At 48.4% G+C, this 25,878-nt stretch carries 29 protein-coding genes; 15 read left to right on the top strand and 14 right to left on the bottom strand.

Annotation, left to right across the window (positions count from 1 at the left end; translation table 11 throughout):
* Positions 1–29 precede the first annotated feature (29 nt).
* Positions 30–1,787, bottom strand: a complete 1,758-nt coding sequence (locus tag I8U23_RS11180) for a menaquinone biosynthesis decarboxylase (protein ID WP_037994115.1) — start codon at positions 1,785–1,787, stop codon at positions 30–32.
* Positions 1,788–1,895: 108 nt separating this feature from the next.
* On the opposite strand from I8U23_RS11180, the gene I8U23_RS11175 reads away from it, so the two are divergent.
* Together I8U23_RS11175 and bcaP are read left to right on the top strand one after the other, a co-directional pair.
* Positions 1,896–2,147, top strand: a complete 252-nt coding sequence (locus I8U23_RS11175) for a glutaredoxin family protein (RefSeq protein WP_049719652.1) — start codon at positions 1,896–1,898, stop codon at positions 2,145–2,147.
* A 197-nt stretch (positions 2,148–2,344) separates the two neighbouring features.
* Entirely contained in the window at positions 2,345–3,751 is a 1,407-nt protein-coding gene (gene bcaP, locus I8U23_RS11170) for a branched-chain amino acid transporter BcaP (protein ID WP_037994119.1), read from the top strand.
* A 63-nt stretch (positions 3,752–3,814) separates the two neighbouring features.
* Here bcaP and I8U23_RS11165 read toward each other — a convergent pair whose 3' ends face one another.
* Together I8U23_RS11165 and I8U23_RS11160 are read right to left on the bottom strand one after the other, a co-directional pair.
* Complete coding sequence (locus I8U23_RS11165; protein WP_049719653.1) at positions 3,815–4,870, bottom strand: M23 family metallopeptidase; 1,056 nt, start codon at positions 4,868–4,870, stop codon at positions 3,815–3,817.
* 93 nt (positions 4,871–4,963) lie between these two features.
* A complete protein-coding gene (locus I8U23_RS11160; RefSeq protein ID WP_052186653.1) occupies positions 4,964–5,938 on the bottom strand; it encodes an ABC transporter substrate-binding protein in 975 nt (324 codons plus the stop codon).
* A gap of 205 nt (positions 5,939–6,143) precedes the next feature.
* Between I8U23_RS11160 and I8U23_RS11155 the strand changes: the two genes are divergently transcribed.
* From I8U23_RS11155 to lipA, 3 genes are all read left to right on the top strand, one after another.
* Entirely contained in the window at positions 6,144–7,157 is a 1,014-nt protein-coding gene (locus I8U23_RS11155) for a FecCD family ABC transporter permease (protein ID WP_049719718.1), read from the top strand.
* Positions 7,154–8,194: a FecCD family ABC transporter permease gene (locus tag I8U23_RS11150; RefSeq protein ID WP_037994121.1), complete on the top strand. Its 1,041-nt coding sequence runs from the start codon at positions 7,154–7,156 to the stop codon at positions 8,192–8,194. Before I8U23_RS11155 ends, I8U23_RS11150 begins: the two co-directional genes overlap by 4 nt.
* 241 nt (positions 8,195–8,435) lie before the next feature.
* The gene (gene lipA, locus I8U23_RS11145) at positions 8,436–9,338 is read left to right on the top strand and encodes a lipoyl synthase (protein WP_049719656.1); all 903 of its coding nucleotides are present in this window, start codon (positions 8,436–8,438) and stop codon (positions 9,336–9,338) included.
* Positions 9,339–9,383: 45 nt separating this feature from the next.
* On the opposite strand, the gene I8U23_RS11140 is transcribed toward lipA, so the two are convergent.
* On the bottom strand, positions 9,384–10,061 hold the full coding sequence (locus tag I8U23_RS11140; protein WP_037994126.1) for a YhcN/YlaJ family sporulation lipoprotein: 678 nt from the start codon (positions 10,059–10,061) through the stop codon (positions 9,384–9,386).
* Positions 10,062–10,189: 128 nt separating this feature from the next.
* On the opposite strand from I8U23_RS11140, the gene I8U23_RS11135 reads away from it, so the two are divergent.
* Positions 10,190–10,483: a YutD family protein gene (locus tag I8U23_RS11135; RefSeq protein WP_037994127.1), complete on the top strand. Its 294-nt coding sequence runs from the start codon at positions 10,190–10,192 to the stop codon at positions 10,481–10,483.
* A gap of 57 nt (positions 10,484–10,540) precedes the next feature.
* On the opposite strand, the gene I8U23_RS11130 is transcribed toward I8U23_RS11135, so the two are convergent.
* From I8U23_RS11130 to I8U23_RS11110, 5 genes are all read right to left on the bottom strand, one after another.
* Positions 10,541–10,792 carry a hypothetical protein gene (locus I8U23_RS11130; RefSeq protein ID WP_037994129.1) on the bottom strand — a complete coding sequence of 84 codons (252 nt, stop codon included), beginning with the start codon at positions 10,790–10,792 and terminating at the stop codon, positions 10,541–10,543.
* 55 nt (positions 10,793–10,847) lie between these two features.
* Positions 10,848–11,120, bottom strand: coding sequence for a DUF3055 domain-containing protein (locus tag I8U23_RS11125; protein ID WP_082813455.1), 273 nt, complete (start codon positions 11,118–11,120; stop codon positions 10,848–10,850).
* A 52-nt stretch (positions 11,121–11,172) separates the two neighbouring features.
* Positions 11,173–11,787: a MerR family transcriptional regulator gene (locus I8U23_RS11120; protein ID WP_037994131.1), complete on the bottom strand. Its 615-nt coding sequence runs from the start codon at positions 11,785–11,787 to the stop codon at positions 11,173–11,175.
* Between the two features lie 157 nt (positions 11,788–11,944).
* The gene (locus tag I8U23_RS11115; protein WP_049719657.1) at positions 11,945–12,283 is read right to left on the bottom strand and encodes a spore coat protein; all 339 of its coding nucleotides are present in this window, start codon (positions 12,281–12,283) and stop codon (positions 11,945–11,947) included.
* Between the two features lie 15 nt (positions 12,284–12,298).
* Positions 12,299–12,535 carry a spore coat protein gene (locus tag I8U23_RS11110; RefSeq protein WP_049719658.1) on the bottom strand — a complete coding sequence of 79 codons (237 nt, stop codon included), beginning with the start codon at positions 12,533–12,535 and terminating at the stop codon, positions 12,299–12,301.
* A gap of 143 nt (positions 12,536–12,678) precedes the next feature.
* Between I8U23_RS11110 and I8U23_RS11105 the strand changes: the two genes are divergently transcribed.
* The 5 genes from I8U23_RS11105 (at position 12,679) to I8U23_RS11085 (ending at position 16,357) form a co-directional block, all read left to right on the top strand.
* A complete protein-coding gene (locus I8U23_RS11105) occupies positions 12,679–13,095 on the top strand; it encodes a DUF86 domain-containing protein (RefSeq protein WP_037994135.1) in 417 nt (138 codons plus the stop codon).
* Between the two features lie 32 nt (positions 13,096–13,127).
* Positions 13,128–13,757: a helix-turn-helix transcriptional regulator gene (locus tag I8U23_RS11100; protein WP_049719659.1), complete on the top strand. Its 630-nt coding sequence runs from the start codon at positions 13,128–13,130 to the stop codon at positions 13,755–13,757.
* A gap of 122 nt (positions 13,758–13,879) precedes the next feature.
* A complete protein-coding gene (locus I8U23_RS11095) occupies positions 13,880–14,611 on the top strand; it encodes a class I SAM-dependent methyltransferase (RefSeq protein ID WP_198051053.1) in 732 nt (243 codons plus the stop codon).
* A complete protein-coding gene (locus tag I8U23_RS11090) occupies positions 14,608–15,372 on the top strand; it encodes a TIGR01457 family HAD-type hydrolase (RefSeq protein WP_049719661.1) in 765 nt (254 codons plus the stop codon). Before I8U23_RS11095 ends, I8U23_RS11090 begins: the two co-directional genes overlap by 4 nt.
* Before the next feature lie 19 nt (positions 15,373–15,391).
* On the top strand, positions 15,392–16,357 hold the full coding sequence (locus tag I8U23_RS11085; protein WP_049719662.1) for an MBL fold metallo-hydrolase: 966 nt from the start codon (positions 15,392–15,394) through the stop codon (positions 16,355–16,357).
* Between the two features lie 52 nt (positions 16,358–16,409).
* Here the strand turns inward: I8U23_RS11085 and I8U23_RS11080 are convergent, their stop codons facing one another.
* Entirely contained in the window at positions 16,410–16,922 is a 513-nt protein-coding gene (locus I8U23_RS11080) for a phosphatidylglycerophosphatase A family protein (protein WP_037994138.1), read from the bottom strand.
* 89 nt (positions 16,923–17,011) lie between these two features.
* Here I8U23_RS11080 and I8U23_RS11075 point away from each other — a divergent pair, with 89 nt between their 5' ends.
* Both I8U23_RS11075 and I8U23_RS11070 read left to right on the top strand, forming a co-directional pair.
* Positions 17,012–17,791: an SDR family oxidoreductase gene (locus I8U23_RS11075; protein WP_037994140.1), complete on the top strand. Its 780-nt coding sequence runs from the start codon at positions 17,012–17,014 to the stop codon at positions 17,789–17,791.
* A 56-nt stretch (positions 17,792–17,847) separates the two neighbouring features.
* Positions 17,848–19,029, top strand: a complete 1,182-nt coding sequence (locus tag I8U23_RS11070) for a phosphotransferase (protein WP_198051052.1) — start codon at positions 17,848–17,850, stop codon at positions 19,027–19,029.
* A gap of 20 nt (positions 19,030–19,049) precedes the next feature.
* Here the strand turns inward: I8U23_RS11070 and I8U23_RS11065 are convergent, their stop codons facing one another.
* From I8U23_RS11065 to I8U23_RS11055, 3 genes are all read right to left on the bottom strand, one after another.
* Positions 19,050–19,808 (bottom strand): DUF6022 family protein, encoded by a 759-nt coding sequence (locus I8U23_RS11065; RefSeq protein WP_049719664.1) that lies wholly within the window; start codon positions 19,806–19,808, stop codon positions 19,050–19,052.
* A 158-nt stretch (positions 19,809–19,966) separates the two neighbouring features.
* The gene (locus I8U23_RS11060; protein ID WP_049719665.1) at positions 19,967–21,307 is read right to left on the bottom strand and encodes a (Fe-S)-binding protein; all 1,341 of its coding nucleotides are present in this window, start codon (positions 21,305–21,307) and stop codon (positions 19,967–19,969) included.
* 2 nt (positions 21,308–21,309) lie between these two features.
* Positions 21,310–22,707 (bottom strand): FAD-binding oxidoreductase, encoded by a 1,398-nt coding sequence (locus I8U23_RS11055; protein WP_049719666.1) that lies wholly within the window; start codon positions 22,705–22,707, stop codon positions 21,310–21,312.
* Between the two features lie 325 nt (positions 22,708–23,032).
* Here I8U23_RS11055 and I8U23_RS11050 point away from each other — a divergent pair, with 325 nt between their 5' ends.
* Positions 23,033–24,952 (top strand): OPT family oligopeptide transporter, encoded by a 1,920-nt coding sequence (locus I8U23_RS11050; protein ID WP_428843392.1) that lies wholly within the window; start codon positions 23,033–23,035, stop codon positions 24,950–24,952.
* On the top strand, positions 24,952–25,320 hold the full coding sequence (locus I8U23_RS11045; protein ID WP_231564576.1) for a PqqD family protein: 369 nt from the start codon (positions 24,952–24,954) through the stop codon (positions 25,318–25,320). Before I8U23_RS11050 ends, I8U23_RS11045 begins: the two co-directional genes overlap by 1 nt.
* A gap of 37 nt (positions 25,321–25,357) precedes the next feature.
* Here I8U23_RS11045 and I8U23_RS11040 read toward each other — a convergent pair whose 3' ends face one another.
* Positions 25,358–25,717, bottom strand: a complete 360-nt coding sequence (locus tag I8U23_RS11040) for a DUF3899 domain-containing protein (RefSeq protein WP_198051051.1) — start codon at positions 25,715–25,717, stop codon at positions 25,358–25,360.
* Between the last annotated feature and the right edge of the window lie 161 nt (positions 25,718–25,878).

The following is a 25,878-nucleotide window of genomic DNA, read 5'->3' as shown; positions in this document are numbered from 1 at the left end:
GGTTTCGGGACACACCGTTTTTGTATTCTTTAGGAACCAAAATATTCTTTCCAGCGTTCGTCCACTTTCTTTGTGATGGAAGGGTCGGGCACCAGTTCATCCGGGTATCCCGGCTTCATTCGTGCATCCACGATGAAGGGGAATTGGTAATGTGGATGATGATGTTGAAACCGGGTTTGTGCATGGATGTCAAATGCCGGATTGAACCGGGTGAAAATGGTCCACAAAAATGCGGTTTGCCCGCTAGCCGCCTCGATGTCATCCACCAAAAAGACAAAGGGCCACCCGGCCAAGTCCTCTTTATGGTCGCGGAGGATCTGTTCTGCCAGTTTTGGATTTTGTTCATAAGGTTCCGCTTCCAGAACGAGGGCACCTTTGCAATACACCCGGGCGTCGCGGATGCCTTTCATATCCGGCCCGTGAAAGGATGCCGGCAACGTGCGTTTCGGTTCCCCGGTGCCGATCAGGACGGCTTTGCTTCCATGATTGAGCCGTTTACCGGTATAATCAAGGGTGTCCATCGAAGTGTGGTTAAAGATGAACAAATCGGTGGCCGGATCCATCCGTTCAAGAACGGTTTCAAATAATTTCGGGAAATCCCCGAGCGATACCGACTGATCGGTTAAGATCAAGAACTTGGTGAGCGTCAGCTGCCCTTCGCCCAAGATCCGGAAAGCGTTGGCCAGCACCTCACGCTGGTAGCTTTCGCGTACAACGGCTGCAGCCAGCGAATGGAAGCCGGTTTCAGAATACGTCCATAAATCACGCACACCGGGCATAACCATGGGGAAAGCCGGGGACAACAACCGTTGCAAAAACTCGCCCATGTAATAATCTTCCTGACGGGGTTTGCCCACAACCGTGGCGGGATATATCGCATCTTTGCGATGATAAACTTCTTTCACATGGAAGACGGGAAATTCATGTGCCAGGGAATAGTAACCGTAATGATCCCCAAACGGCCCTTCCAAACGGCGTTCATGCGGGGGAACACTCCCTGTCAGCACAAATTCCGCTTCCGCAATGAAAGGATAGCCGTTTTTACCGGTGACGACCGGCAGTTTTTCGCCCATGATCAAGGAGGTCAGGATCAATTCAGGCAAAAATTCCGGAACCGGTGCAATGGCCGAGGCAATCAGTGCCGGAGGCCCGCCCAGGTGAACATGGACCGGCAACGGTTCATTTCGTTTTTCGGCTTCATAGTGGTGAAATCCCCCGCCTTTATGGATTTGCCAATGCATGCCGGTGGTTTGTTTGTCAAAAATTTGCATGCGGTACATGCCAAGATTGTGTTGTTTGCTTTGGGGATGCTCTGTATACACGAGCGGAAGCGTGATGAAAGGGCCGCCGTCTTCCTGCCATGAAGTGATCACCGGAAGCCGGGTGAGATCCGTTTCGTTTTGTTTGGTTTCCAAAACCGGCGCTTTGTTGGCCGGCACGGTTTTAAGGCCGACTTTCAAGAGCTCTTTGAAGACGTTCCGTTCGTTCCAAATGGCTTTCGGGGTCGGGGGCATCAACTTGTCCATGAGCGATACGATTTGTTTCATCAATTGCTCGGGACGCGGGCCAAATGCCATTTCCACCCGCCGGGGGGTGCCGAATAAATTAGTGACCACCGGGAAGGAACTTCCTTTTACCTGTGTAAATAATAAAGCAGGTCCGCCTTCTTCGATCACGCGGCGGTGTATTTCTGCCAACTCGAGGAAGGGATCCACTTCTGCATGGATTTCCACGAGCTCGTCTTCAGCTTTTAATTTTTGGATGAACTGACGTAAATTTCTATACAAATTGCATCTCTCCCAGTTTGATGGACTATTTAGGCTCTAGCCACATTATAAACGGAAAACGGACAGTTTGCTTGCGCGGGATCATGAGGATTAAAGGAGTGTCTGACATTGAAAGTAATCGTTTATTCGAGACCCCATTGTTTGGAATGCAATGTACTGAAGCGGTTTTTGAATGACTATAAAATTCCGTATGAAGAAAGAGATTGCTCAAAAAATCCGGCCTACTTGGAAGAAGTGAAAAAAATGGGATTTTTGGGCGTCCCGGTGACGGTCGTGCATGGTCAGGCCATCGAGGGATTGCAGCCGGATGCGATTTTAGCCGCTTTGGAAAAACAAGACAAAAATGTCAATGTGGATTAAACCAGCCGCAAAGGATCAAACCCCTTTGATAACAACGGTTTCAAAGGGGATTTTTTATTTGATGAATTCTTCTTATATGGAATAATTCATTATTTAATTTTACAAAAATTTAATATATAATATATACAAAGTTTTATTTTCGAAATAATTTAATAAGAAAGATTTTTCTAAACCAAAAAGGGTTAGGGGGTTTCTGAGTGGAGATTTTCCGCAAGAAGAGCATTCAGGAAATGATTCAAACGACTCAACAAGGCACCACGCTCCGCAAAGAATTAAACGCTGTGGATCTGGCGATGCTGGGCGTTGGGGCGATTATCGGGACGGGAATTTTTGTATTGACCGGGGTGGGCTCCCTGGTCACCGGACCGGCACTGCCGCTCTCTTTTATTATTGCGGGATTTACGTGTTTGCTTGCCGCATTTACTTATGCTGAATTTGCCTCATTGGTTCCTGTGTCCGGATCCACCTACACCTACAGCTATGCCACACTGGGAGAATTTTTTGCCTGGGTGATCGGTTGGGATTTGATTCTGGAGTATTTGCTTGCCGTCAGTTCGGTCTCGGTGGGTTGGTCCGGTTATTTCCAGTCCTTGCTGGCCGGTTTTGGAATCGAAATTCCGCATGTGTTAACCCAGTCCCCCCTGATTGACGGCACAAGCATCTTGAATTTGCCGGCTTTTTTGATCATCCTCTTCATTACTTGGTTGCTTTCCATCGGCGTGAAAGAATCGAAAAGAGTCAACAATATCATGGTTCTGATCAAAGTGGCAGTGATTTTGCTCTTTATTCTGGTGGGTGCCTTTTATGTGAAGCCGGAGAACTGGACTCCCTTCATGCCGTTTGGAATCAAAGGCGTATTTCAAGGTGCCGCACTGATCTTCTTTTCTTATCTGGGGTTTGATGCGGTGAGTACGGCGGCAGAGGAAACCAAAAATCCGGCAAAAGATCTGCCGAAAGGAATTCTGTGGTCGCTTGGGATCGTCACCCTGCTTTATATGATTGTGTCTGCATTGATGACGGGAATTGTTCCGTTTCAACAGTTTGAAAAGCATGCCGATGCCCCGGTTGCCTATGCCATCAGCATGACCGGACAGGATTGGCTGGTCGGGATTGTCAGCTTGGGGGCCGCCATCGGCATGATCACGGTCATGTTGGTCATGTTGTACGGCCAAATCCGGATCATTTTTGCGATGTCCCGGGACGGATTGATGCCGAAGTTTTTGTCCAAAGTGCATAAAAAATACCGCACACCGTATGTTTCCACTTGGACGTTGGGATTGATTGCCGCATTCCTCGGCGCGTTTGTTCCTTTGGATCAGCTTGCCGAACTGGTCAACTTGGGAACATTGGCGGCCTTTGTCCTCATCTCGGTCGCTGTGATTGTCCTGCGTTACAAACAGCCGGATTTGCCTCGGAAATTTAAAACTCCGCTGGTTCCGTATGTCCCGATTTTGGCTATTATCTTCTGTTGTGTTTTGGCTTTCAATCTCGAGGTGATGACGTGGATCCGTTTCCTCGGTTGGTTTGCTGCAGGACTCATCTTTTACCTCGTGTACGGATATGAACATTCGAATCTTCGCAAAAAATCGGATTCCAATTCTTAATGACATGTGAACGGGTTTTTAAGCATGGTGTATAAAACACACCATGCTTTTTCCATTCATTCCTCAATCAATCCATTTCCAGGTGTTTTTGAACGTAGCGGATTTTTTCTTTTTTTGCTTTTTTAGTTTGTAAGCTTCCCGTTCCCATTTTTTCAGTTGGGGATAGGGGTCAAACGAGTATGTGTTTTCCCCGTTAAAACGGTAGATGCCATAATGCAAATGCGGAGGGAACTTACCGGAGGTTCCCGGAGGGCCGTATCCGGAAGAGCCCACCGTTCCGATCAAGTCTCCGGGGCGGACGATATCCCCTTTTTTCAGCCCTTTGCGAAAATGGTTCAGATGGGCGAAATAGTGATAATTGTTATGGATGTCGCGAATTCCGATCCGCCAACCGCCATAGCGGTTCCAACCGATCAATTCCACATAGCCGTAGCAGGTGCTTAATACGGGAGTTCCGTAACCGGCAAAAATATCCGTCCCTTCATGAATGCGCAACCCGCCCCAACCGCGGCGGTCGCCCCAGGTATCATGGTATGTGTAATTATATTGGATCGGAATCGGAAATTTTTTTTCTTCCAAATCCAATCGGTCGAATTTTTGATAAATTTTCGCAATATGGGTGATCACATCCACTGCCACGGGATGTTGGTAATAGTCCCATAATCTGGTTCGGATCTGGTCTTCTTCCACTCCGTTTTCGGACAGGTAGAGAGCGACGGAATACAGGACGTCGATATCATTCTGTCGATCTGCCAGACGGTCGCCGTTTCCGTCCCGGCCGATGCCTTGAAAAAATGAAATCGACTCCGGAATGTTGTCATCCGGATCCGGATTCAGTTTCCCGGCCCAACGTTCTTGCGGAATTTGAATGGACAATAATTTCCGGTCGTTGCTTTTTGCTTTGTCATCTTTGGCTTGGTTCCGGTTTTGCCGGATGTTTTTTTCATACTGGTTGACCGCCGCCAGATAATACCAAGGGACTCCGGATACGGATTCCATGGCTTCAAACAGATGCAGAAGTTCCTCTTGATCCGTTTGATTCCGGCCGGTGGCGACGGCAGACGGGAAAGGAAAGAGAAACGCAAGAAAGAGTGCGAGTGTGATCAACTGTTTCATCATGTGAATCACCATGTGTCTTAAGTGAATGATAAGAATAGTTTGCACGGCCCGGGAAAAATTATGCACAGAAAAAACAGCCCGGTGGCAGGCTGTTTATTCGGATGCAGTAGACTTTCTTTGTTTGATTTCATTGATGTGCTGATTTAACTGATCCAGCATCAAGAAAGCGGCTTTGGCTCCTCCCGCAGTGTTCCAAATCACATCATCCACTTTAAAAACCATATTGTTTTTTACGGCTTTCAAGTTTTTCCAAAGCGGATCGGAAGTGAATTCTTTTTCTTGAGCATCACCTTGGGTATCCCCATAGTTATAAGTAAAGTAGAAAAGAATATCCCCGTCTGCCTGAGGAATTTGTTCTTTGGTGATCACGGCGGCGAAATCGTTTTTGTTTTGGATTTCCGGACGTTTAAAGCCAATATCTTTTAAAATGACTCCCGAAAAACTGTCCAATTGATAAAGACGGGTGTTTCCAGCTACAAATCGGACAACGGATACTTCTTTATTGATTAAATCTCCGGCATTTTTCCGTACGGCTTCCACCTTTTTGTGATACTCGTCCAAGACTTCTTCCGCCTTCTTTTCCTGTCCCACAGTTTTGGCGTACAGCTTGAAATTTTCTTTCCAATCCCCGGTGAGATCTTCGGCGAATACGGTGGGCGCAATGGCACTCAACTGGTTATACACTTTTTCCTGTCGCACTTTGTTGCCGATAATTAAATCGGGTTTTAAACCGGCAATGGTTTCCAGATTGGGCTGAAGTTCCGTCCCCACGGATTTTACACTGGACATTTCCGGCTCCAGGTGGTCATACCACAGACCCCCGTCCGGGGTAAACCCTTGAACCGCACCCACGGGTTTGATCCCGATTGACAACAGGGCTTCCAAACCTTCATTAGTCAGCACCACGATTCGTTTGGGATGCTCAGGAACTTGAGTGGTTCCCATGGCATGCTCAATCGACCGGGTGGGTGAGTTATTTTCTGTGGTGGTGGAGGAGTTGGTGCATCCGGTGGCAATGAGAGACAGAAGCAAGCAAAAGAGGATTCCGTTTTTGATCCAACGGGACATGTTTTGACTCCTTTCTAATTGAAAATGATTATCATTTATCGTGCATTTTTACTATAGGGAAATGTAACAATCTTGTCAAATCTATTTGATAATGATTTTCAAAATCGTTGACACTTTTTAGCGGATCACATAGACTTAAATTGATTTTTAAAAGAAAAAATGCGTGTTTACCGGGGGAAAAGGGTTGGACAGAAAGGGGACGGGCATGGACGAAATTTTTTCAACCAAGGGATGGAAATGGACGGGACTGATTTTGGGAATATTTTTGGCCGGTTTCCTCAGTGTGGCAAGTATCAGTGTCGGGGTGACACCGGTCCCGTTTGAAACGGTGATTGAATCCTTTACTGACTTTCAAAACACCAATGAACATTTGATCGTCCGGACAACCCGGGTACCCAGGACGATCATTGCCGTGGCAGTGGGAGCCAGTTTGGCTGTTGCCGGTGCGGTGATGCAGGCTTTGACCCGGAATCCGCTGGCCTCGCCTTCAACGTTAGGCGTGAACCAGGGAGCGGGTTTGTTTATTGTTTTGGCGGTGTCATTATTTTCCGTCACTGTGATGTCCACTTTGATGGTGATGGGTTTTGCCGGGGCCGCGTTTGCCATTTTCATCGTGTATATATTGGGATCGGCCGGCCGGGACGGAATGACGCCGGTGAAGTTGACCTTGGCCGGCGCTGCGGTGATGGCGCTTTTTTCATCGCTTACACAAGGATTTTTGACCATGAATGAAAGAAGTTTGGAAGAATTGTTGTTTTGGCTGGTCGGATCGGTGGAAGGCCGGAGTTTGGATTTGGCGATTCCGGTTTTTCCGTTTCTTTTGGCCGGCGCGGTGATGGCGCTTTGTTTGGCACGGGCTTTTAATGTGCTCATGATGGGGGATGATGTGGCCAGAGGACTGGGGATGAATGTCGGAATCATCAAGCTTTTGGGTGTGGTCATGATTGCATTTTCAGCGGGCGGATCGGTAGCCGTTGCCGGTCCGGTTGTTTTTGTCGGGCTGATTGTGCCGCATTTGGTTCGTGTGCTGGTCGGGAATGATCATCGCTGGCTCTTTCCTTATTGTTTGGTGTACGGTGCCAACTTGCTTTTAATTGCAGACATACTGGGGCGGCTGATCATGCAGCAACAGCCCATTCCGGTCGGCGTGATGACGGCATTGATCGGAACGCCGTTCTTTATCTATTTGGCCAGACGAAAAGGGAGGGTGCGGGGATGAAGCGTTATTTTTCCGTGCGTTGCAGCCGGTTCTCCGTCATGATGGACAAAAAAGCGGTGTGGATCATCAGTTTGTTTGCCGTGCTGACGGGGTTGATTTTCACTGCCGGGTTGATGATCGGGGAAACCCCGGTTTCTTTGCAGGACGTGATTCAGGCTTTCTTCGGCCGGGGGGAAAATGCTTTTGTCATTCTGACGCTGAGATTTCCAAGGATCTTGATCGCCATGATGTCCGGGGCGGCACTGGCCCTGTCCGGAGCGATCTTGCAGGCGGTGATCCGAAACCCTTTGGCTTCTCCGGATATTATCGGGGTGACCGGCGGTGCTTCCGTGGGTGCGGTTGGCGTGATCACTTTTTTCAGCGACTGGTCCAGTACATTGTCCATTCATTTATTTTGGGTTCCGTTTGCCGCTTTCATCGGGGCTTCCGTGGTTGGAGCGCTTATTTATTTTCTTTCATGGAACCGGGGGGTTTCCCCGCTTCGTTTGGTCCTGATGGGAATCGGCTTTTATACGGCAACCCAGGCATTGACCAATCTCATTATTTTGTTTGGACCCGTTTTCCATGCCAGCCAGTCCAAAATGTGGATCACCGGAACAGTTTACGGGAGCAATTGGGACCAAGTGGCGGTCTTGTGGCCCTGGCTTTTAATTTTGATTTCGGTCGCCTTGCTGTTTTCCCGCCATCTGAACAGCGGGCAGTTGGGAGAAGAAGTGGTCAAAGGGCTCGGGGGAAACAGTGACCGGATACGGATCGGGTTCTTGTTGTTGAGTACCGGTCTGGCCGGATCGGGAGTGGCGTTTGCCGGGGGAATCAGTTTTGTGGGCTTGATTGCGCCGCATTTGGCCCGGCGGTTGGTGGGGGCTTCGTATGGGGCGATGTTGCCTCTGTCCGGATTGTTGGGGGCCGTTTTTGTCATGGTGGCCGATATGATCGGCCGGACCGTCATGGCGCCGGCGGAGATCCCGGCAGGCGTGTTTACCGCCGTGATCGGCGCCCCTTATTTCATTTATCTTTTGATCCGTCAGCACCAATGAAAGACCAGCTTGATGCACGGCTGGTCTTTTGATTATGCAAAAATGATTTTTTGCGTTATAGTATAAAGGAACATCGATTTTGCCATTTTAAGTGAAAATGATAAAAACACTTGTGGAAAAAACATTTTTTTGCAATGGTGAAAATGGAAACGATCCGGCTGTTCCCTCTTGTACTTTGTGAAATTTTTTGCAAGGCTGGGAAGGGCGGTTTGGTGTCGATTTTGATTGTGGAGGGATTCAAGTGGCAAGCGATAACAAAGCAAAAACCCGGCAGCGGAAACCTGAATGGCTGAAAGTGCGTTTAACCACCAATGAAAATTTCCGCGAATTAAAAAAGATGATGCGGGGAAAAACCCTGCATACGGTTTGTGAAGAAGCGCGTTGCCCGAACATTTATGAATGTTGGGCAAACCGAACCGCGACTTTCATGATTTTGGGGGATATCTGCACCCGGGCCTGCCGTTTCTGCGCCGTGAAAACCGGGCTCCCAACCGAACTGGACTGGGCCGAACCGCAACGTGTGGCGGAAGCGGTTGAACAGATGGGTGTTCGTCATGCCGTTGTCACATCCGTGGCCAGGGATGACTTGAAAGATGGCGGGGCTGCCATTTTTGCCGCAACCATCAAAGCCATCCGCAAACGGAATCCATTTACCAGTGTGGAAGTACTGATCCCTGATTTCCAAGGGAATTGGGATGCCTTAAAAGTCGTGATGGATGCAAAACCCGATATTTTGAATCACAATATTGAAACGGTTCGCCGCCGTTCCGACCGGGTCCGTTCCAAAGCAAAATACGACCGTTCCTTGGAATTATTGAAGCGGGCCAAAGAAATGCAACCGGATGTTCCCACCAAATCCAGCCTCATGGTCGGAGTGGGGGAAACCTTTGAAGAAGTGGTGGAAGCGATGCAGGATCTTCGCGATCACCAAGTGGACATTGTCACCATTGGCCAATATTTGCAACCGACGAAAAAGCACTTGAAAATCGAACGGTATTACACTCCGGAGGAATTTGAAAAATGGAAAGAGATCGGGTTGGAAATGGGCTTTTCCCACGTCGAATCCGGTCCGCTGGTGCGCAGCTCTTATCATGCGCATGAACAAGTCCGGTCTGCAAAACAAAGTGAAGAAAAAATGGCTTGAATCAACAAAAGCAGTGCCGTCCTTACGGGATGACACTGCTTTTGTTTATTTTTCCAGCGGGTTGATATCCCGGCGTCCGTTGGGTTCGATTTGTTCGTTGACGTCCGGAGGGGTGTCGTCTCCCAATCGACGCAACAGATCTTCCAAATCTCCCCGGACACCTTCCACATCGTTATTGGTGGACATCCGCATCCCGATGTTGGTGATTTTCTCATTCAGATTTTTGTCGCTGGTCACATGAACCCGGTAATAACGGGGGGTTAAGCTTTCGGCCGTACGTTTCGCTTCTTTGACGGTCTTCGGGTCGACTTTCCCGTTCTTTGTGTTCACGCCGATGAACACGCGGTCATCCGTGACCAGTGCGGTCGCGTCTTTGACATTGGGCAGGTTGGTCACCATTTCCGCGATATGTCTTGCCAGCAAAGGACGATCCACAAACACATTGGTTTTTCCCGCGCTTTTTTCGTCATAATTTTGAGGGTTGTATTTGAAATATCCGATTTCGTTTTGTCCCCCGCCGCGTGCTTCTTCGTTCCCGTTGATTGAATCGTTGCTCGTTCTGCCGATGCGTGTGTCATTGTTTTGTTCACGGTAAAGAGGTTCTTCATAACTTTGATTTTCCATTCCCTGATTTCCTTCGTTTTCTCCCCGGTTGTCAGGGGAACAAGCGGTCAGGGAAAAAACAAAGAGGCCAGAGAGTAAAAAGACGATCCATCGTTTCATGCCATTCCCTCCTTTTGTTTTATAAACTGCCCAAAAGGAGGCGGTCATAACGGGCTAAATTTTTCCGGAAAATAGGAGGGATATGGTAACATATAAGTAGAGATTTGTAATGGAAAAGGTAGGTCGTTATGGAGCGAATTTATATACATGGCCATGAGTATGAGTTATTGACCAACCATCGGGAAGGATGGGATCCGGAAGCGTTTAAACGCCGTTTTAGCGAAATTCTGGACAAATACGATTATATTGTCGGGGATTGGGGGTACGGACAACTGCGGTTAAAAGGATTTTTTGCCGATCACCGGTCACGTGCCACGGCTGATACCAAAATCAGTTATTTGGAGGAATATCTCAATGAATTTTGCAATTTTGGCTGTGCCTATTTTGTGTTGAAAAAAGTGAATCCAAAAGCAAAAAGTTAACGACAAACCGGCCCGTCGTGACTCAAGCGGCGGGCCGGTTTGCGATGGAAAGCGGGTTTATTCATGATCATCGGGATCATCGTGGGTCGGATGGCTGCCTGGAAAATGCCGTTGCAACCCCTCATGAAACTCCCGCATTTCATATGTAAAACGGGGAGAAGCGTGTTGTGTGGGCCGCCAGGGAGATGATTTTCCCGGCTTGCCGCTGACAGCCGCCCCGTAAGGTCCTTCGGGAAATTCTTCCGGAACAAGCTCGTTTTGTTGTGATTCCACCGTTTTCAGTTCCCGGAAATTCTGCTTTTTTTTCATGCACAGTTCCTCCCTTTGGGATTAAGTTGTGTGAACCAAAGGAAGGTTATACGTTTTAAACAAGGGTATGCAAAAATTGCCGTAATTCATCCGCTTCGTCTTCTTTCAATTGATACACTTCTTCCAGATAACCCGGCTCATCCACGTCGTCCGGGCCGATAATGGCAAACCGGTTGGATTGGAGATCCAAAACCAAAAGTTTGCCGTAGAAACGATCCGTAAAGGTAATGGCAAGGTCAAACCGGTTGGTGTTCCCGGCAAAACTGACAAAACGGGTACGGGTGTTTTCCTTTTCATCATATAAAACCATGAGGTCCTGATTTTCCATCTTTTTTGCTCCTTTGTCGTCGTTTGACCCCATTATACATGAAAAGGATCCATTATAAGAGTCCGAAAAAACGGGCTTTTTTCTGCCGCCTGGGCAATAGTCCCTGTTCCCCAGTTGCCGCTGTCAGCCGTTGAGTGAAGGTCACATTGCGCAGCTCCATTCGCAATTGATCCTGTTTTTTCCGGATTTCATCGAACATTTGGTGAACTTCGTTGGAAGAGGCGGATTCATATTGGACGGACAACAGTTTATGTTGCATTTCATCCAGGGAATTAAACAAGTTCATCATATGCTTTTCGATATGATTGATCCGGTTCGTCATCTCTTCCAATAAATCGGTCATGCCATCCATCATATCCATCATGTCTTGCAAGCATCTTTCCGTCTCTTCCATGAACTCCTGGGAGGGGGAAGCGGGATAAGGGCTCATTTTCCCTTCCTGGATCAATTCCTCTTTGACTTGTTTCATGGAACGGTGCGGTTCTTGCAGCCGGCTTTTAATGTGGGACAGGCGTTGAAAGCTTTCTTTGGATAACAGATAATGCCCCCGTTCGTTGATATCGGGTTGAATATATTCTTCAAAAGTATCAATCCATTTCCGGATGGTGCGGGCGTGGACTTGCAGTTGTTCAGCGGCTTCTTTGGTGGTCATGTGTGACTCTGCCATAACCGAATCCTCCTTTTTTCGCTGTATATTTGTTAACGATTTCGAGACCTGTAAATAAATTCCTTCCTTCTGACAAAGGAAGTCATTTGCTGACAATTTCCTTGTTCAACGGACAGAAAAAACCTCTCCGCTTCTGGAAGCAGGAGAGGTTTATCCTTCAGGAATAGGGGAATTGTGTACGGTAGTTGCTGAATTGCTGGAATTTCTGGCTGATTTTATCAGGTTGTGCCGCTTCGAGTTTGTACCATCCTTTCTGATGCATCAGATTGAACAGTTCGCGGCTGGCTTTTTGGACATCCGACAAACACTGCATCTGTAATTGAAACAATCCTTCATGGCTTGCTTCATGGCAGGCTGTGTTGTAACCGTATGCCAAATATTTTTCCGTGGCCAGGATATCATTGATCCGGTCCCGGTCATTCAACTCCGGACCTTTCACTTGCGGCAATCCGGTTGACTGCTGAGGTCCCATGTTTTGTTGGGGTGTGGATTGCATTAATCATTCCCTCCCTTATTGTGTGACCGACGGATTTCCGGCGCCGGGCGCTCCGGTCGGTCCTGTGGCTTGTTGTAATTGATTCAAAAGCATTTCGTAGTGATTTTGATGCATTTGGCCAACTTGGTGAAGCAGTTGGCGAACTTGTTCATCCTGGCACTCTTGGGCGAAGTGATTACATTTTTTCATCGCCAGAAGTTCCCAGGACATTTCATCGCTCAAGTACGAAAGATCTTTGGTGGAGATCTGCATCACACGGATCCTCCTTTACAGGAAATTTACTATTAATCTTTGTTGGATCGTTTTCATTTATTCTTGAACAGGCTTCCCTTATAATTTTTGTTTGAAGGATACATTTATCGCGGTTGGAAACCGGCAGAAAGAGGGGAAAAATCATGGTTTACGATGTGGATGTGGAGCGGATTGAAAAACAGTTGGAACATTTGGAGCAATGCGCCATCGTGTTGGAACGGTTGGGAGAAGGGCCTTCAAACACAGAAGACCGCTTTGCGTTGGAGCGGGCTTTGCACTTGGCCGTGGAATGCATGATTGATGTGGGAACGGCCATGATTGACGGGTTTATCATGCGGGATCCCGGAGGATATCTGGACATTGTCGACATTTTGTTGGATGAAAAAGTGATTGATTCAAAAGTGGGCAACCGGGTAAAGGAACATGTCCATTTGCGGGACCGCTTGGTCCGGTATTATACTGAGGTCGACTTGGACGAGCTGAAGCCGTTTCTCAAAGACAGCGGCCTTTACCGTGAGTTCCGCGTGCAAGTACAGGATTATCTGAAAAGAGAATTATAAAGAAACCATATGGCGGGGAGGGGGTGGAAGCAATGAATGAAACCGGATCGACACGAATGCAGATCATGACGATGCTCAAGACCGAAGGAGGCTTGACCGTCAGCGAAATCGCCGAGCGGTTGGGGGTTACGGAAATGGCGGTCCGCCGGCACATGAACCAATTGGAGCGGGATCAATTGATTGTGCCACAACTGCTTCGAAAGTCCATGGGGAGACCGAGCAACCAATACTTTCTCACGGAACGTTCCGAGCAGTACTTTCCAAAAATGTATGCCGGGTTTGCGATGGAGATCCTGAAGGATTTGGAAGAGAATTACGGAGAGGAGATGATCCAATCCGTCTTCAAAAACCGGGAGAAGCGCCTCCTGAAAGAACACTTGTCTGATTTTCAAGGAAAGAGCTTGGACGAAAAGGTGAGACGGCTGGCTGAACTTCAGGACGAAAAAGGATACATGGTGAAATGGGAAAAAGAAGGGGAAGGGGTTTACCGGTTTGTTGAATGCAATTGTCCCATTTCACAAGTGGCCAGTGTTTACAATCAGGCATGCCAATGTGAAATGAATTGGTTTTGCAAGCTGTTGGATGCCAAGGTGGAACAGAAAGAATGCAAAGCGATGGGCGGACAAAATTGTGTCTATGTGATTCGTGAGCGGAAGGAATGAAAACAGGGAAACTTTCAAAACGGCACGAGGGTTGCGTGTCGTTTTCTTTTTCGAAGTTTCTGGTACTTGTGATACAATTTACAAGGAGAATAGTTCCTTTTAAACAAGCAGGAGGGAAATCCATGCCGCAATGGTATGAAGAAAGTTTTGGAGAAGACTATCTCATCGTATATAAACACCGGAATCAGCAGGATGCATCCAAGGAGGTAGAACAAGCCGCCAAATGGCTGGATTTGAACCGGGATGATTTGATTTTGGATCTGTGCTGCGGAATGGGCCGCCACAGTATATCGCTGAAAAAAATGGGTTATCAAGTGGCCGGGCTTGATTTGTCTGAGGTTTTGTTGAAAAAGGCCTTGGAACAATCGGCAGACCTGGCGATTCCGTTTATCCGGGCGGATATGCGGATGCTGCCTTTTGTTGACGGGTCTTTTGACGTGGTGCTCAATTTGTTCACCTCGTTCGGGTATTTTAAAGAAGACGCGGACAATGAGCGGGTTTTGTCGGAAATTGCCAGGGTGTTGAAACCGGGTGGCCGCTTTTTGATTGATTTTTTAAACCGGGCATCGGTGGAGAGAAACCTGGTTCCGGAAAGCCGGCGGCAGGTCGACGGACGATGGACCAAGGAAAAACGGTGGATTGAAGGCGATTTTGTCTGCAAGTCGATCGAATTGAGCGATGAACGTGGAAAACGCACCTATCAGGAACGGGTCAAAATGTACGATTATGAACAATTGATCTCCATGTTGGAAAAATACTCTTTAAAACATAAGCAAGTCTATTCGGATTTTGACGGGGAACCTTATTCTCCTGAAGGAAAAAGAATGATTGTGACAGGTTGTGTGAAAAAATGAATCAATACAAAGGATACTTAATCGATCTGGATGGAACCTTGTACCGCGGTGACCAAGTGATACCAGGAGCCTTGGAATTTGTGAAACGGCTTGATGAGGATCAAATTCCTTATCTTTTTTTGACCAATAATTCGACGCGTTCGCCGGAACAGGTGGCTGAAAAGTTGCACCGCTTTGGTTTTCCGGCAGAAGCGGAGCAGGTTTATACCTCATCGTTGGCCTGTGCCCGCTATCTGGAGGAAAAAGAGGATGTGAAGTCAGTTTATATTGTCGGGGAAGAAGGGCTTCACCAAGCGATCACACAAGCCGGGTTTGTGGTGACCGACGACCATCCCGATGCAGTGGTGGTGGGATTGGATCGCGATTTCACCTACGAAAAAATGAAAAAAGCTTTTTTGGGCATCCAGGCCGGAGCCGAATTGATCGGGACCAATGCGGATCGGGCTTTGCCCACTGAAGAAGGTTTTTGGCCGGGATCCGGGTCGCTGGCAATGGGCATCGCCGCGGCGGCGGGGGTGGAACCTCGTTTTATCGGAAAACCGGAACCGGTGATCATGCGTTACGCCCTTGAAAAACTGGGTTGTCGGAAAGACGAAGTGCTTGTGGTCGGCGATAATTTGCAAACCGATATTTTGGCAGGAGTCCGCGGCGGGATGGATACGCTTTTGGTTTACACGGGAATCACGACCCCGGAAATGGCAAAACGTTCGGAGATTCAGGCTACTTATGCGGTGGATCGCTTGACAAGCTGGATGAAATGAAGAGAGAGGAGACAACCTCATGAAACAGTGGGAGGACATCATCGAAGTACCGCTTCCTTTGCCGTTTGCTTTAAAGATCATTAACGCTTATTTGATCAAAGGAAAGACGGGATACACCATTGTGGACACCGGCCTTCATGACGAAGCGGATTTGGCCCGGTGGGAGCAGGCACAAAAAGAAGGGAACTGGTCTTGGGCGGATGTGGAAAAGATTGTCCTGACCCATTATCATCCGGATCATTACGGTTTGGCCGGACTGTTGCAACAAAAAACGAAAGCTCCGGTGTATATGTCCAAAACCGACTTTGAACAGGCACAGCTTTTCTTTTCCCGGGAAAGCAACATGCCGGGGCAGTTGGCTGATTTTTACGCGAAACACGGGCTGACGCCGGAACGGACCGCGCAAATTCCCGGCCATATGCAAAGTTTTTACCCATGGGTGGAGCCTCACCCCGAACCGGAATTTATTGAGGCCGGGGAAACGATTCGACTGGGGGACCGTGAATATGTCATCTTCCATACCCCCGGCCATGCGGACGGTCATCTGAGTTTCTATGATCCCGAACGCGAATTTCTCATCGGCGGGGATTTCTTGTTGCCGAAGATTACTCCCAATATCAGTTTATGGCCGGCTTGCCACCCGAATCCCTTGCAAGTTTATCTGCAAACTCTGGGAAAAATGAAAAGCTTGCCGGTGAAACGGGTGTTTCCGGCCCACGGATCATCGTTTACCCATTACCGGGAGCGGATTGACGCATTGATCGACCATCATGAAAAACGGTTGGCTTCCATCAAGAACAAGCTGAAAACATATGGGCGTTGCACCGCGTATGATCTGTGCAGGGATTTGTTCGGGACCAACTTGAACATTCACAATTTGCGGTTTGCCTTGGCAGAAACATTGGCTCATTTGGAATACTTGAAAATCAACGGAGAGATTTGCCGCGAGTGGTTCGAAGACCAATACCGTTATTTTGTGAAATGAGAAAAAAGGCACGGAGCGATGGGAGAACACCCCTTGCTCCATGCCTTTTCCGTTACAGACCAAAGCTGCGGCTGTGTGCGATTCTTGCGGATGCGGAAGCGGCAATGGCCCCCACGAGATCGTCCAAAAAGGTGTGCGTTTGTTTGCTGTCATGATTGTTTAACCGGGCAAGCACACCGGGTTTGATCCGGTCGATGTAACCGTAATTGGTCAGTCCGATGCTCCCGTAAACGTTTAAAATGGCAACGGATAAAATTTCGTCGATTCCGTATAATCCTTCATCATTGTTGATGATACTCAGTAAAGGTTCTTCAATCTGTTTTTTTTCAGCGAGCATATCCAGTTGAATGCCAGTCATCACTGCATTTTGGACTTCTCTTTTGGTGAGGACGTGACGGACGCTTTCAAGACATTTCTCCATGGTCAAATCCGGGATATAGTCCTTCTGCAGGAAAAAAGTGAGTTCTGCAATCTCTTCAAGGCGGACGCCCCGTTTTTGAATCCAATCCAGTGTGGCTTGGTAACATTTTTCATCAGCAACCGGTGAAAATGCTTCTTGATCCATGCTATCTCTCCTTTCGGGAGCTCGTGAACATTATTTTTTCCGTAACCGATCGAAATATGAGTTTGATAAAGGAAGGAGTCCCTTCAGGAATGAGTCACAAGAAAGTGGCATTGATAACAGGAGGATCCGGTGGTTTGGGAAAAATGGCCGCCGTGGTTTTGAGTCAGGACCAATGGTCTTTAATGGTGAATTGCCGGCGCCGGAGAAAAGAAGTGGATGAATGGGCGGATCAACTGGCCCGCCAAGGGACGGAGATCGAAATCAGTGTCGGAGATCTCCGCTGTCGGGAAACGGCCCGTCAGGTAGTTTTAGAGACCATGGAACGGTACGGGCGGATTGACGCTTTGATTCATGCGGTCGGCCCGTTTATTCGGGAACGAAAATGGTTTATTGAACATACACCCGCCGAGATCGAGGAAATGGTGGAAGGGAATTTGTTAAGTGCCATGTGGATGGCGCATTCAGTGATCCCGGTGATGCGCAGGCAAAAGTGGGGAAGGATTTTGTTTTTTGGATTTGGCAGGGCGATGGAGGCCCCGGCCTGGCCGGACCGCTCGGTATATGCCGCGGCGAAAACCGGATTGGTTTCCTTTGCCAAAACCTTGGCGGTGGAAGAAGCGCCGTACGGAATCACGGTCAACATGATTTGTCCGGGGGATATCGTCAAGGAACGGAAAGAAATGTGGATCGATGAGGTCAAAGCGCTGGATGACGGGGAAACGCCGCGTGGACGGCCCGGTTCGGGGGAGGATGTGACCCGGTTGATTCAATTTTTGCTTGAAGACAAATCCGATTTTGTGACGGGAAACATCCTGCAAGTGACGGGCGGGTTGGATGTCATTCATCCGACTTCCAAGCGCGAAGCGTGACAGGGAACCATCCCTTGCCTCCGCACATATCATGGTGGATGAGAGGTGAGGGATCAATGCCTGTATTGAAAAACAAAGAGGAGTGGGCCTTCTTAACCGGGGAAGAACGGCTGGATGACTGGATCCGCTATCATTACGGACTTGACTTGGTATCGGTGGAACCGGTCGGAGGCGTGTTAAAGCTGGAAACCGACCAAGGTTTTTTTGTATTGAAACGGGTTCGGATGAGGGAAAAAGACCGCTGGCAGCAGATTGCCCGACTGGCTGATTTCTTGTCGATGGAGAAAGGGCTGTCGTTTAGAATGCCAAATCCGGTCCGGACGAAACGAAAAAAAATTTTTTTTGATGGTTACCGGTATCCGTATGTTCTCCTCCCGTGGCTGGAAGGAGAGACTCCGCAACTGAACAAGGCGGAGGAGTGGCGGCAACTATCCAGGGGAATGGCTTCTTTTCATTTGGCAACCGCCGGGTTTGAAAACCGGAAAATGCCCGATCCGTGGAACCGGATTGGGAAATGGGGCGATTGGTGGTTGCAAGTGTATAAAGAAATGGAAATTTTCCATTTGGCGGCCCGATGGACAGCGGTTCCCACGGAACTGGATGAAATCTGGCGGAAAGTTTCCCATTATTCGCTGGGCTTGATGAAAAATTTGTTGAAATATTCGGTGAAAACGGGGCTTGACCAGTTATGCCTGGAAACGGAAAAGTTCGGGAACATCAGCCATGGACGCTGGCACAGGCGAAATCTGTTAATCCAGCCGGATGGGGCTTTTGCGCTCATTGATTGGAATGAAATGGTTGCCGACGTTCGTGCGGCTGATCTCGCTGACTGGTTAATGTATGCCTATGGACGAACCCAAAGCCCGGAAGTGATCAAAATTATCCTGAGCGGTTATCAGGAGGCATCGGAATTGACCGACGCCGATTATGCTTTGATTTATGCCCGGTTGCTTTTTCCCGGACAATTGGTCCGCCATCTGCGGAATGTCTATCTGAATGAAAAAAAACCGGGGGATTTTACCGTCCGGTTGGTGCATCAGGCCATTCAAACCGAACAAAAAAAGGCGAATTTGCTGAAGTGCTATGCACAACTTGCGCGTGACCATTTTCACGCATCTTTTTCGGAAATTGATTGGATTCATAAAAAAGAGGATCCGGTGCCGGAAGGAGGAGATCATTACCGGGAAAATGACAACGATTGGGAAGAGGATTCATTTTCCAATGATCCATATTCCTAGGAGAAAAACAGGCATTCAAGTCAAAAACGGGTCATCCATTGGACTGGATTCCAATGATGACCCGTTTTGGCAGTCAGCTTTGTTTTTGAACCGGACGTTTGAAAAAAGCGAGCAAACGATTTCCGTGGGGAACAACAGACACCAGTTCCCAGCCGTTTCTTCCCCAGGAGGCGAGGGCATGGTCCAGGTAGGATACTTACACTTCCCCGCGCCCGGCATTCAGGTAATCGCCGAGGCCGGTTTCCACACTGTATTCCCACCCGTCGTTTTTTTGCTCTTGCCAAACCCCGCGGTATTTTTTGGTTCAGGCGGACCGAAGCGTTGCAGATGGCATTCTGGATCGCTTCTCTTTCTGTTTCCTCCAGACTGAACACATCCGGAGCATGAGGAACGTTAAATCGGACATGGGAGTGGAACACCCGGAGGACCAAGGTTCCCAATGGGGTTCCGTTTTGATCCTTCACCACACACCACATGCATCTTTCCCGCTCTTCCGGCGGACCCCAGTGTTCGATGGAGTTGGGGAGAATAAAGCCTGGTTTGGTGACAAAGCCAGCCTCCGAGAGTTCACGAAACACGGGGTTTAACACCTTGCCCAGATACAATCCGTACACCTGTTCCCCGATTTCATAAAATTTCCGGTTCCATTCTTCGCGATATTCTTTCAAAATCACTTCCCATTGTTCTTGGATCACGTGATTAAAATATTTGGCGATCCCCTGGATGGTGATCGCTTGATCCGGTTTGAAAAATTCGTTCCAAGTCTTCTTTTGGATCATCCTTCCCCTCGGATAAGAAAGAACAACCGGGCTTTCAAACCCCGGTGATCTTTCCGTTTAAACCACTCAACGATTTTCTTGCGGCGACGAATTGTTTTGTGGCATTGTAACCTGTTCCAATGCTTTTATTCAAATCATAGATTTTCATTTCAAATTCATCAAGATGGATGTTTTTGTTTCTTTGCGCCGGGTTGCAGGGTGGAGGCCAGAAAGTCAGCGAGGTGCATGACTTTGATTTGTTTTTGCAATCCGGCCCTTTTCACTCCCAACGCCATTTGCAGAAAACATCCCGGATTGCTGGTGATCAACAGATCTGCCTGCGTGTTTTTAACATGATTCATTTTTTCGTCCAACAAACGGTTGGCCATTTCCGTCTGCAATAAATTGTAGATGCCGGCAGATCCGCAACACCGGTTGGCTTCTTTCAATTCAACAAACGTGGTGTTTTTGACTTGCTTTAACAACGTTCTCGGCGCAAAAACCCGCATGCCGTTGATTAAATGGCATGAATCCTGATAAGTGATCCGTTGGTGCCGGTCGGCGGAGAAGGTGATCAAACCGGAGTCCGCTTGTTCCAGAATCAGTTCGCTGATATCTTTCACTTTGCGCTGAAATTCGAGGGCTTGTTCACGCCAATTTGGTTCTTCTTTGAAAAGCTCGGCATATTCGGCAAGCATGGCCCCGCATCCGCCTGCATTGGAGCAAATGAAATCCACCTTTGCACCGGCAAAAGCCTGGATGTTTTGTTTGGCCAGCCGGATGGCTTGCTCCCGGTCCCCGGCATGGGCATGCAATGCGCCGCAACAATTTTGACCACCAGGAACTACGACTTCATAGCCCGCCGACGTCAACAGCCGGATGGTGTTTCGATGGGTCCGGTTGAAGAGGACATCCATGACGCAACCTAGAAACAGACCGACCCGTCCGGATTTTTTGCCGGAAGAAGGATATACCCGGGTTCCCGGGGAAAATGCGGGGGATTCCACGTCCGGCAGGATCCGTTCCATTTCCCGGACCGGCTCCGGCAACAGGCGATAAAGAGGCACCTTGTTGATCCATTTGGGCATGCCGGACCGCTGATACAGACGGAGCAGGGAACCCAACGCTTTTAAGCGGCGGGGATGCGAAATCACATCCCGCAACAAAATTTGTTGCAGGATGTGGCTTTTTTTGCTGCCCGGCCGTTCTTGATGGATGGCCGCGCGTGTTTGTTCCAACAGTTGCCCGTAGGGAACCCCGGCGGGGCAGGCCGGCTCGCAGGCACGGCAACCCAAACAAAGGTCGATTTGGTTGATGAAGTTTTGGTCCGGCTTGATTTGACCGTCATAAACCGCTTTCATCAAGGCGATTCTTCCCCGGGGAGAGGCTCCCTCAAACCCGGTTTCCCGGTAAGTGGGGCAAGCCGGGAGACAAAAGCCGCAACGCATGCATTGGGTCAGTTGGTCTTCATCCAACGTGTTTTGCAACTGTTTGGCAAGCGATTCGTTCCATTTGTCCATGATCACTCCTCCTCGGATGGCAGCAAAATTTTCCCCGGATTCAGGAGATGATGAGGGTCAAATGCCTCTTTGATGCGTTTTAATAACTCCATGCCCGCTTTTCCCCACTGTTTTTCCATATAAGGGGCTTTGGCTATTCCGACACCGTGTTCCCCGGTGATGGTGCCACCCAGTTTTAAAGCCGTTTCAAAAATTTCGTCAAATGCTTTTTTAACCCGCCCGATTTCTTCTTTGTTGCGGGCATCTGTCATGCATGTCGGGTGCAGGTTGCCGTCTCCTGCATGGCCGAACGTACAAATGCGTATATTGTATTTTTTCGATATCTCGGTAATTTTGCGAACCATTTCCGGAATCGAAGCGCGCGGAACCGTGGCATCCTCCAAAATGGTGGTGGGGGTGGAACGGGCCAGGGCGGAAAGGGCTGTCCGGCGTGCTTCCAACAGCGATTCCCTTTCTTTTTGTGTACGGGCGATTTCAATCTTGGTGGCTTGAAGCCGTCGGCAGATTTCAGCCATTTGCTCCAGATCTCGTTCCACCACTTCCGGCGGGCCGTCTTGTTCCAAAATTAACATGGCTTTTTGATCCGTCGGCAGCCCGATGTTGGTGAAGGCTTCCACCACTTCCATCGTGCCCTGATCCATAAATTCCAAAGTGCAAGGAATGATCCGGGAGGAAATGATGTTGGAAACGGCTTCCGCAGCCAGATCAAGCTCAGGGAAATAGGCGACCATGGTTTGTTGGAAAGCCGGTTGGGGAAGTAATTTCAACGTTGCCTCGGTGATGATGGCAAGGGTTCCTTCGGAGCCGACCATAAGCTTGGTGACATCATAGCCGGAAACATCTTTGGCCAGTTTTCCTCCCGTCCGGATGACTTCCCCGTTGGCGAGCACGGCTTCAAGGCCGAGCACGTAATCTTTGGTGGTTCCGTATTTTAATCCTCTCAATCCGCCGGCGCCCTGGGCAATGTTGCCGCCGATGGTGGAAATGGACATGCTTCCGGGATCCGGCGGATAGAAAAGCGAGTGGGCTGAAACAGCTTCATGCAAGTCCCGGGTGATCACGCCGGGCTGCACCGTGGCCGTTAAGTTTTGGGTGTCGATTTCCAGGATGCTGTTCATTCGGTTGAAAACCATGACAATACCGCCATTGACCGGTACGGCGGAAGCACTGAGATTGGTTCCGGAACCGCGGGAAATTACGGGGATTTGGTATCGGTTTGCCACTTTCATGACGGCTTGGACTTCTTCTGTGCTTTGCGGATAAACAACGGCATGAGGAAAGGCTTGAAACAGCGGTGTGGCGTCATAGGAATGGGTGAGACGGGCTTCCTGATCCGTCCGGCAGTATGGTTGCCCCACAATTTTTTCAAGCTCACGGATGATTTGAGGATCCAATGACATCTTTTCACTTCCCATCCATACTAAATGAAAAGGCTGTAGCAGAAGATTTATCTTTATGCTACCACAATCTTTGTTTTGCTTGTATCCACCTCCATTGTTGTGATAATATAAAATATTTAATAAATTTAATTTTTCTAAAAACAACGACATGGATAAATGCCGTTTTTTCAGAGAGGATAGGAATGGGCAGTGAATTGGCAGTTGATGTAACAGCAATAATTTTATTTTTCGATAAAAAACATTTAATATATTTTGGTTTCCATGTTATTATGAACTAGGTCATGTCAATTTACTTAATTTGTCAAAATGATACACATCAAAGGCGGTGAAAAAAGTGTCAAAAAACAAACAAAAGTTTGTCCCTTATATTCCAGCGTCCAAGTCATTGCCGGAATTAACGGTTGTCGCAATGATTCTCGGAATTTTGCTGGCCATTGTTTTTGGTGCGGCCAACGCTTATTTGGGGCTGAAAATCGGATTGACCGTTTCTGCTTCCATTCCTGCAGCTGTGATTTCAATGGCTATTTTGCGCGGGTTGTTCCGCAGAAAATCCATTTTGGAAAATAATATTGTGCAAACAATGACCACGGCCGGGGAAGCTGTGGCGGCCGGTGCGATTTTTACCCTGCCGGCTCTTTACTTGTGGGATTTGAGTCCAAGCCAGGCCATGATTGCTTTTATCGTTGTGACCGGTGGATTGCTCGGTGTTTTGATGATGGTTCCTTTGCGCCGTTTGTTGATTGTCAACGAGCATGAAGTGCTGCCGTATCCGGAAGGAACTGCATGTGCAGAGGTTTTAAAATCAGGCGAAACCGGTGGAACCAATGCCAAGCTGATTTTGTCCGGGTTTATTGTCGGCGGCTTGTTCAAAGCATTGGGAGATGGTTTAAGATGGTTTAAAACTTCGGTGGAAACACAAATCATTGGCTATAAAAATGCAGTGCTCGGCATGAGTACCATGCCCGCCTTGCTTGGGGTGGGATATATCATTGGTCCGCGCATCGCGGGACAAATGATTGCCGGAGGGCTTCTGGCTTCCGTCGTTTTCATTCCGATGATCTCCTTTTTTACACAAGGAAGTCCTGCGGTCTTTTTCCCGTCGGAAGATCCAGTGGGAGGAATGGATGCTTCCGCGATCTATTCCAGTTACATCACATATATCGGGGCTGGTGCGGTGGCCATGGGCGGTTTGATCACGTTGGTGAAAACCTTGCCCATATTGTTCACTTCCGTACGTGATACGCTGCAAGGTTTGTTGAAGCAAGATCACAATGCGGCCTTGCAAATCGAAAGAACCGACAAGGATCTGCCGATGCATTATATTTTGGGCGGTTCGATTTTGCTGATATTGATCATTGCTTTTGTGCCGGTGACGAAAGTCGGAATCATCGGTGCGATTTGCATCGCCTTGTTTGGGTTCTTGTTTGTGGCGGTTGCTTCCCGGATCGTCGGGATTGTCGGAAGTTCATCCATGCCTGTGTCCGGCATGACCATTGCCACCTTGCTGATCACCACCTTAATTTTTAAGGCGATTGGCTTTACCGGTCAAACGGGGATGATTGTCTCACTGACCTCCGCAGCCATCGTTTGTGTGGCCATTGCCGTCGCGGGGGATATTTCCCAAGACTTAAAAACGGGTTATCTGGTGGGAGCAACTCCGTGGAAACAACAAATTGCCATGATGGTCGGGGTGCTGGCCAGCGGTTTGTTGATCGGATACGTTTTGTACCTCTTTGATCAGGCGTATGAAATCGGAAGCGAAGCATTGCCGGCTCCCAAAGCCATGTTAATGAAGATCATTGTTGAGGGGCTGATGCAAGGAAACTTGCCTTGGGAACTCATCATAATGGGGGCGGCGCTGGCGATTACGATTGAATTTTTGGGGATCAATTCCTTGACGGTGGCTGTCGGATTTTATCTGCCGATTTCCATCAGTGCGCCGATCATGGTCGGAGGTATTGTCCGCTGGCTTACGACCCGGTTCAGCAAAACCGAAGCTGAAAAACAAGGGCGCGAAGAAGCAGGAACGCTCTTTGCTTCCGGTTTGATTGCCGGGGAAGCGTTGCTCAGCGTTGTCGTTGCCTTGCTCATCGTGCCGGGAATCATCGATCCGGAAGCTCCGTTTAAAGTGGAAAGCCAGCTCTTGCCATTGCTTCTTTTCCTTGCATTGGTCGGCTTGTTGGGATTTGTCGCTGTGAAATTTGCCAATAAAAATGTAAAAGGATCTTCTTCTTCTGCCAAATGATGAAGAAGAAAAGAGAAAATCTGCTGGAATTAATCCCGTGTTTAAAGCCGCATCTTTCTTTGCAGCCGGCAAGGGAAGACAAAGAGCTGGTTTTTGTGGTGATCCCCCGGACCAGCTGGATTGAACGCTTTTCCATCCGTTTTTTGAAACAGCCGGAAGCCATCAAGGTGAAACTGGATGAACTGGGAAGCTTTGTGATCCGGCTGTGTGACGGGCGCCATACCGTGGATGAAATACAGAAAAAACTGGAATCGGAATTCGGGGAAAAGGCAGAGCCGGTTTTGCCCAGGCTTGCGACGTTTTTGCAAATGATGGAAGAAAACGGATGGATCCGTTTGGAAAAATCAGGCGAAAAAAAAGGCTGTTGATTTTCAACAGCCTTTTTTATTTGGGAGTGAGAAAAGATTACTGAAAGAACAGGAACAGAAGCGACGCCAAAATGAAGATGATTCCAACGTTCAAACAAATGAATTGCAGGTTTTGGAGGAAAGCCCTCCGTTCCGCTTTGGACAAAGGGGAATCATCTTCGGCTTCATCCTCCCGCCTCTGTCCGGGGAGTTTGTTGAATTTTTTAAAAGTGCGCAAAAAGACGGAAAAGAAACCGCCTTGGACGACAAAAATGCCGGCGGCAAGGATCAAAAAGAGCAATCCGGCCAAAAAGGATTGATCGATAAAGGCAAGCGCATTCCCTTTGGAAATGAAGCCGAGAAACAAAAACACGACCATCGTGATGAGAATGGTTGCCCAAGCACGTTTATTTCGCATCTTCATGGCGTTCCTCCGTTTACGGTCTGAAATGGAAATATGGTTTATTTTGGACAATATCCATATAATCTTTTCTAAAGCTAGCAATTCATTTATAATGTTACAAGTTAACCCGGTCCAGATCCACGATCTGAAGGGGAATTGTCAGAAAAGAAAGTATC

The sequence above is a fragment of the Thermoactinomyces sp. CICC 10735 genome, assembly GCF_016055175.1.
Lineage (GTDB): Bacteria > Bacillota > Bacilli > Thermoactinomycetales > Thermoactinomycetaceae > Thermoactinomyces > Thermoactinomyces vulgaris.
Note: the sequence above shows the minus strand (reverse complement) of the source record. Positions and strands in the feature narration are given on the sequence as shown.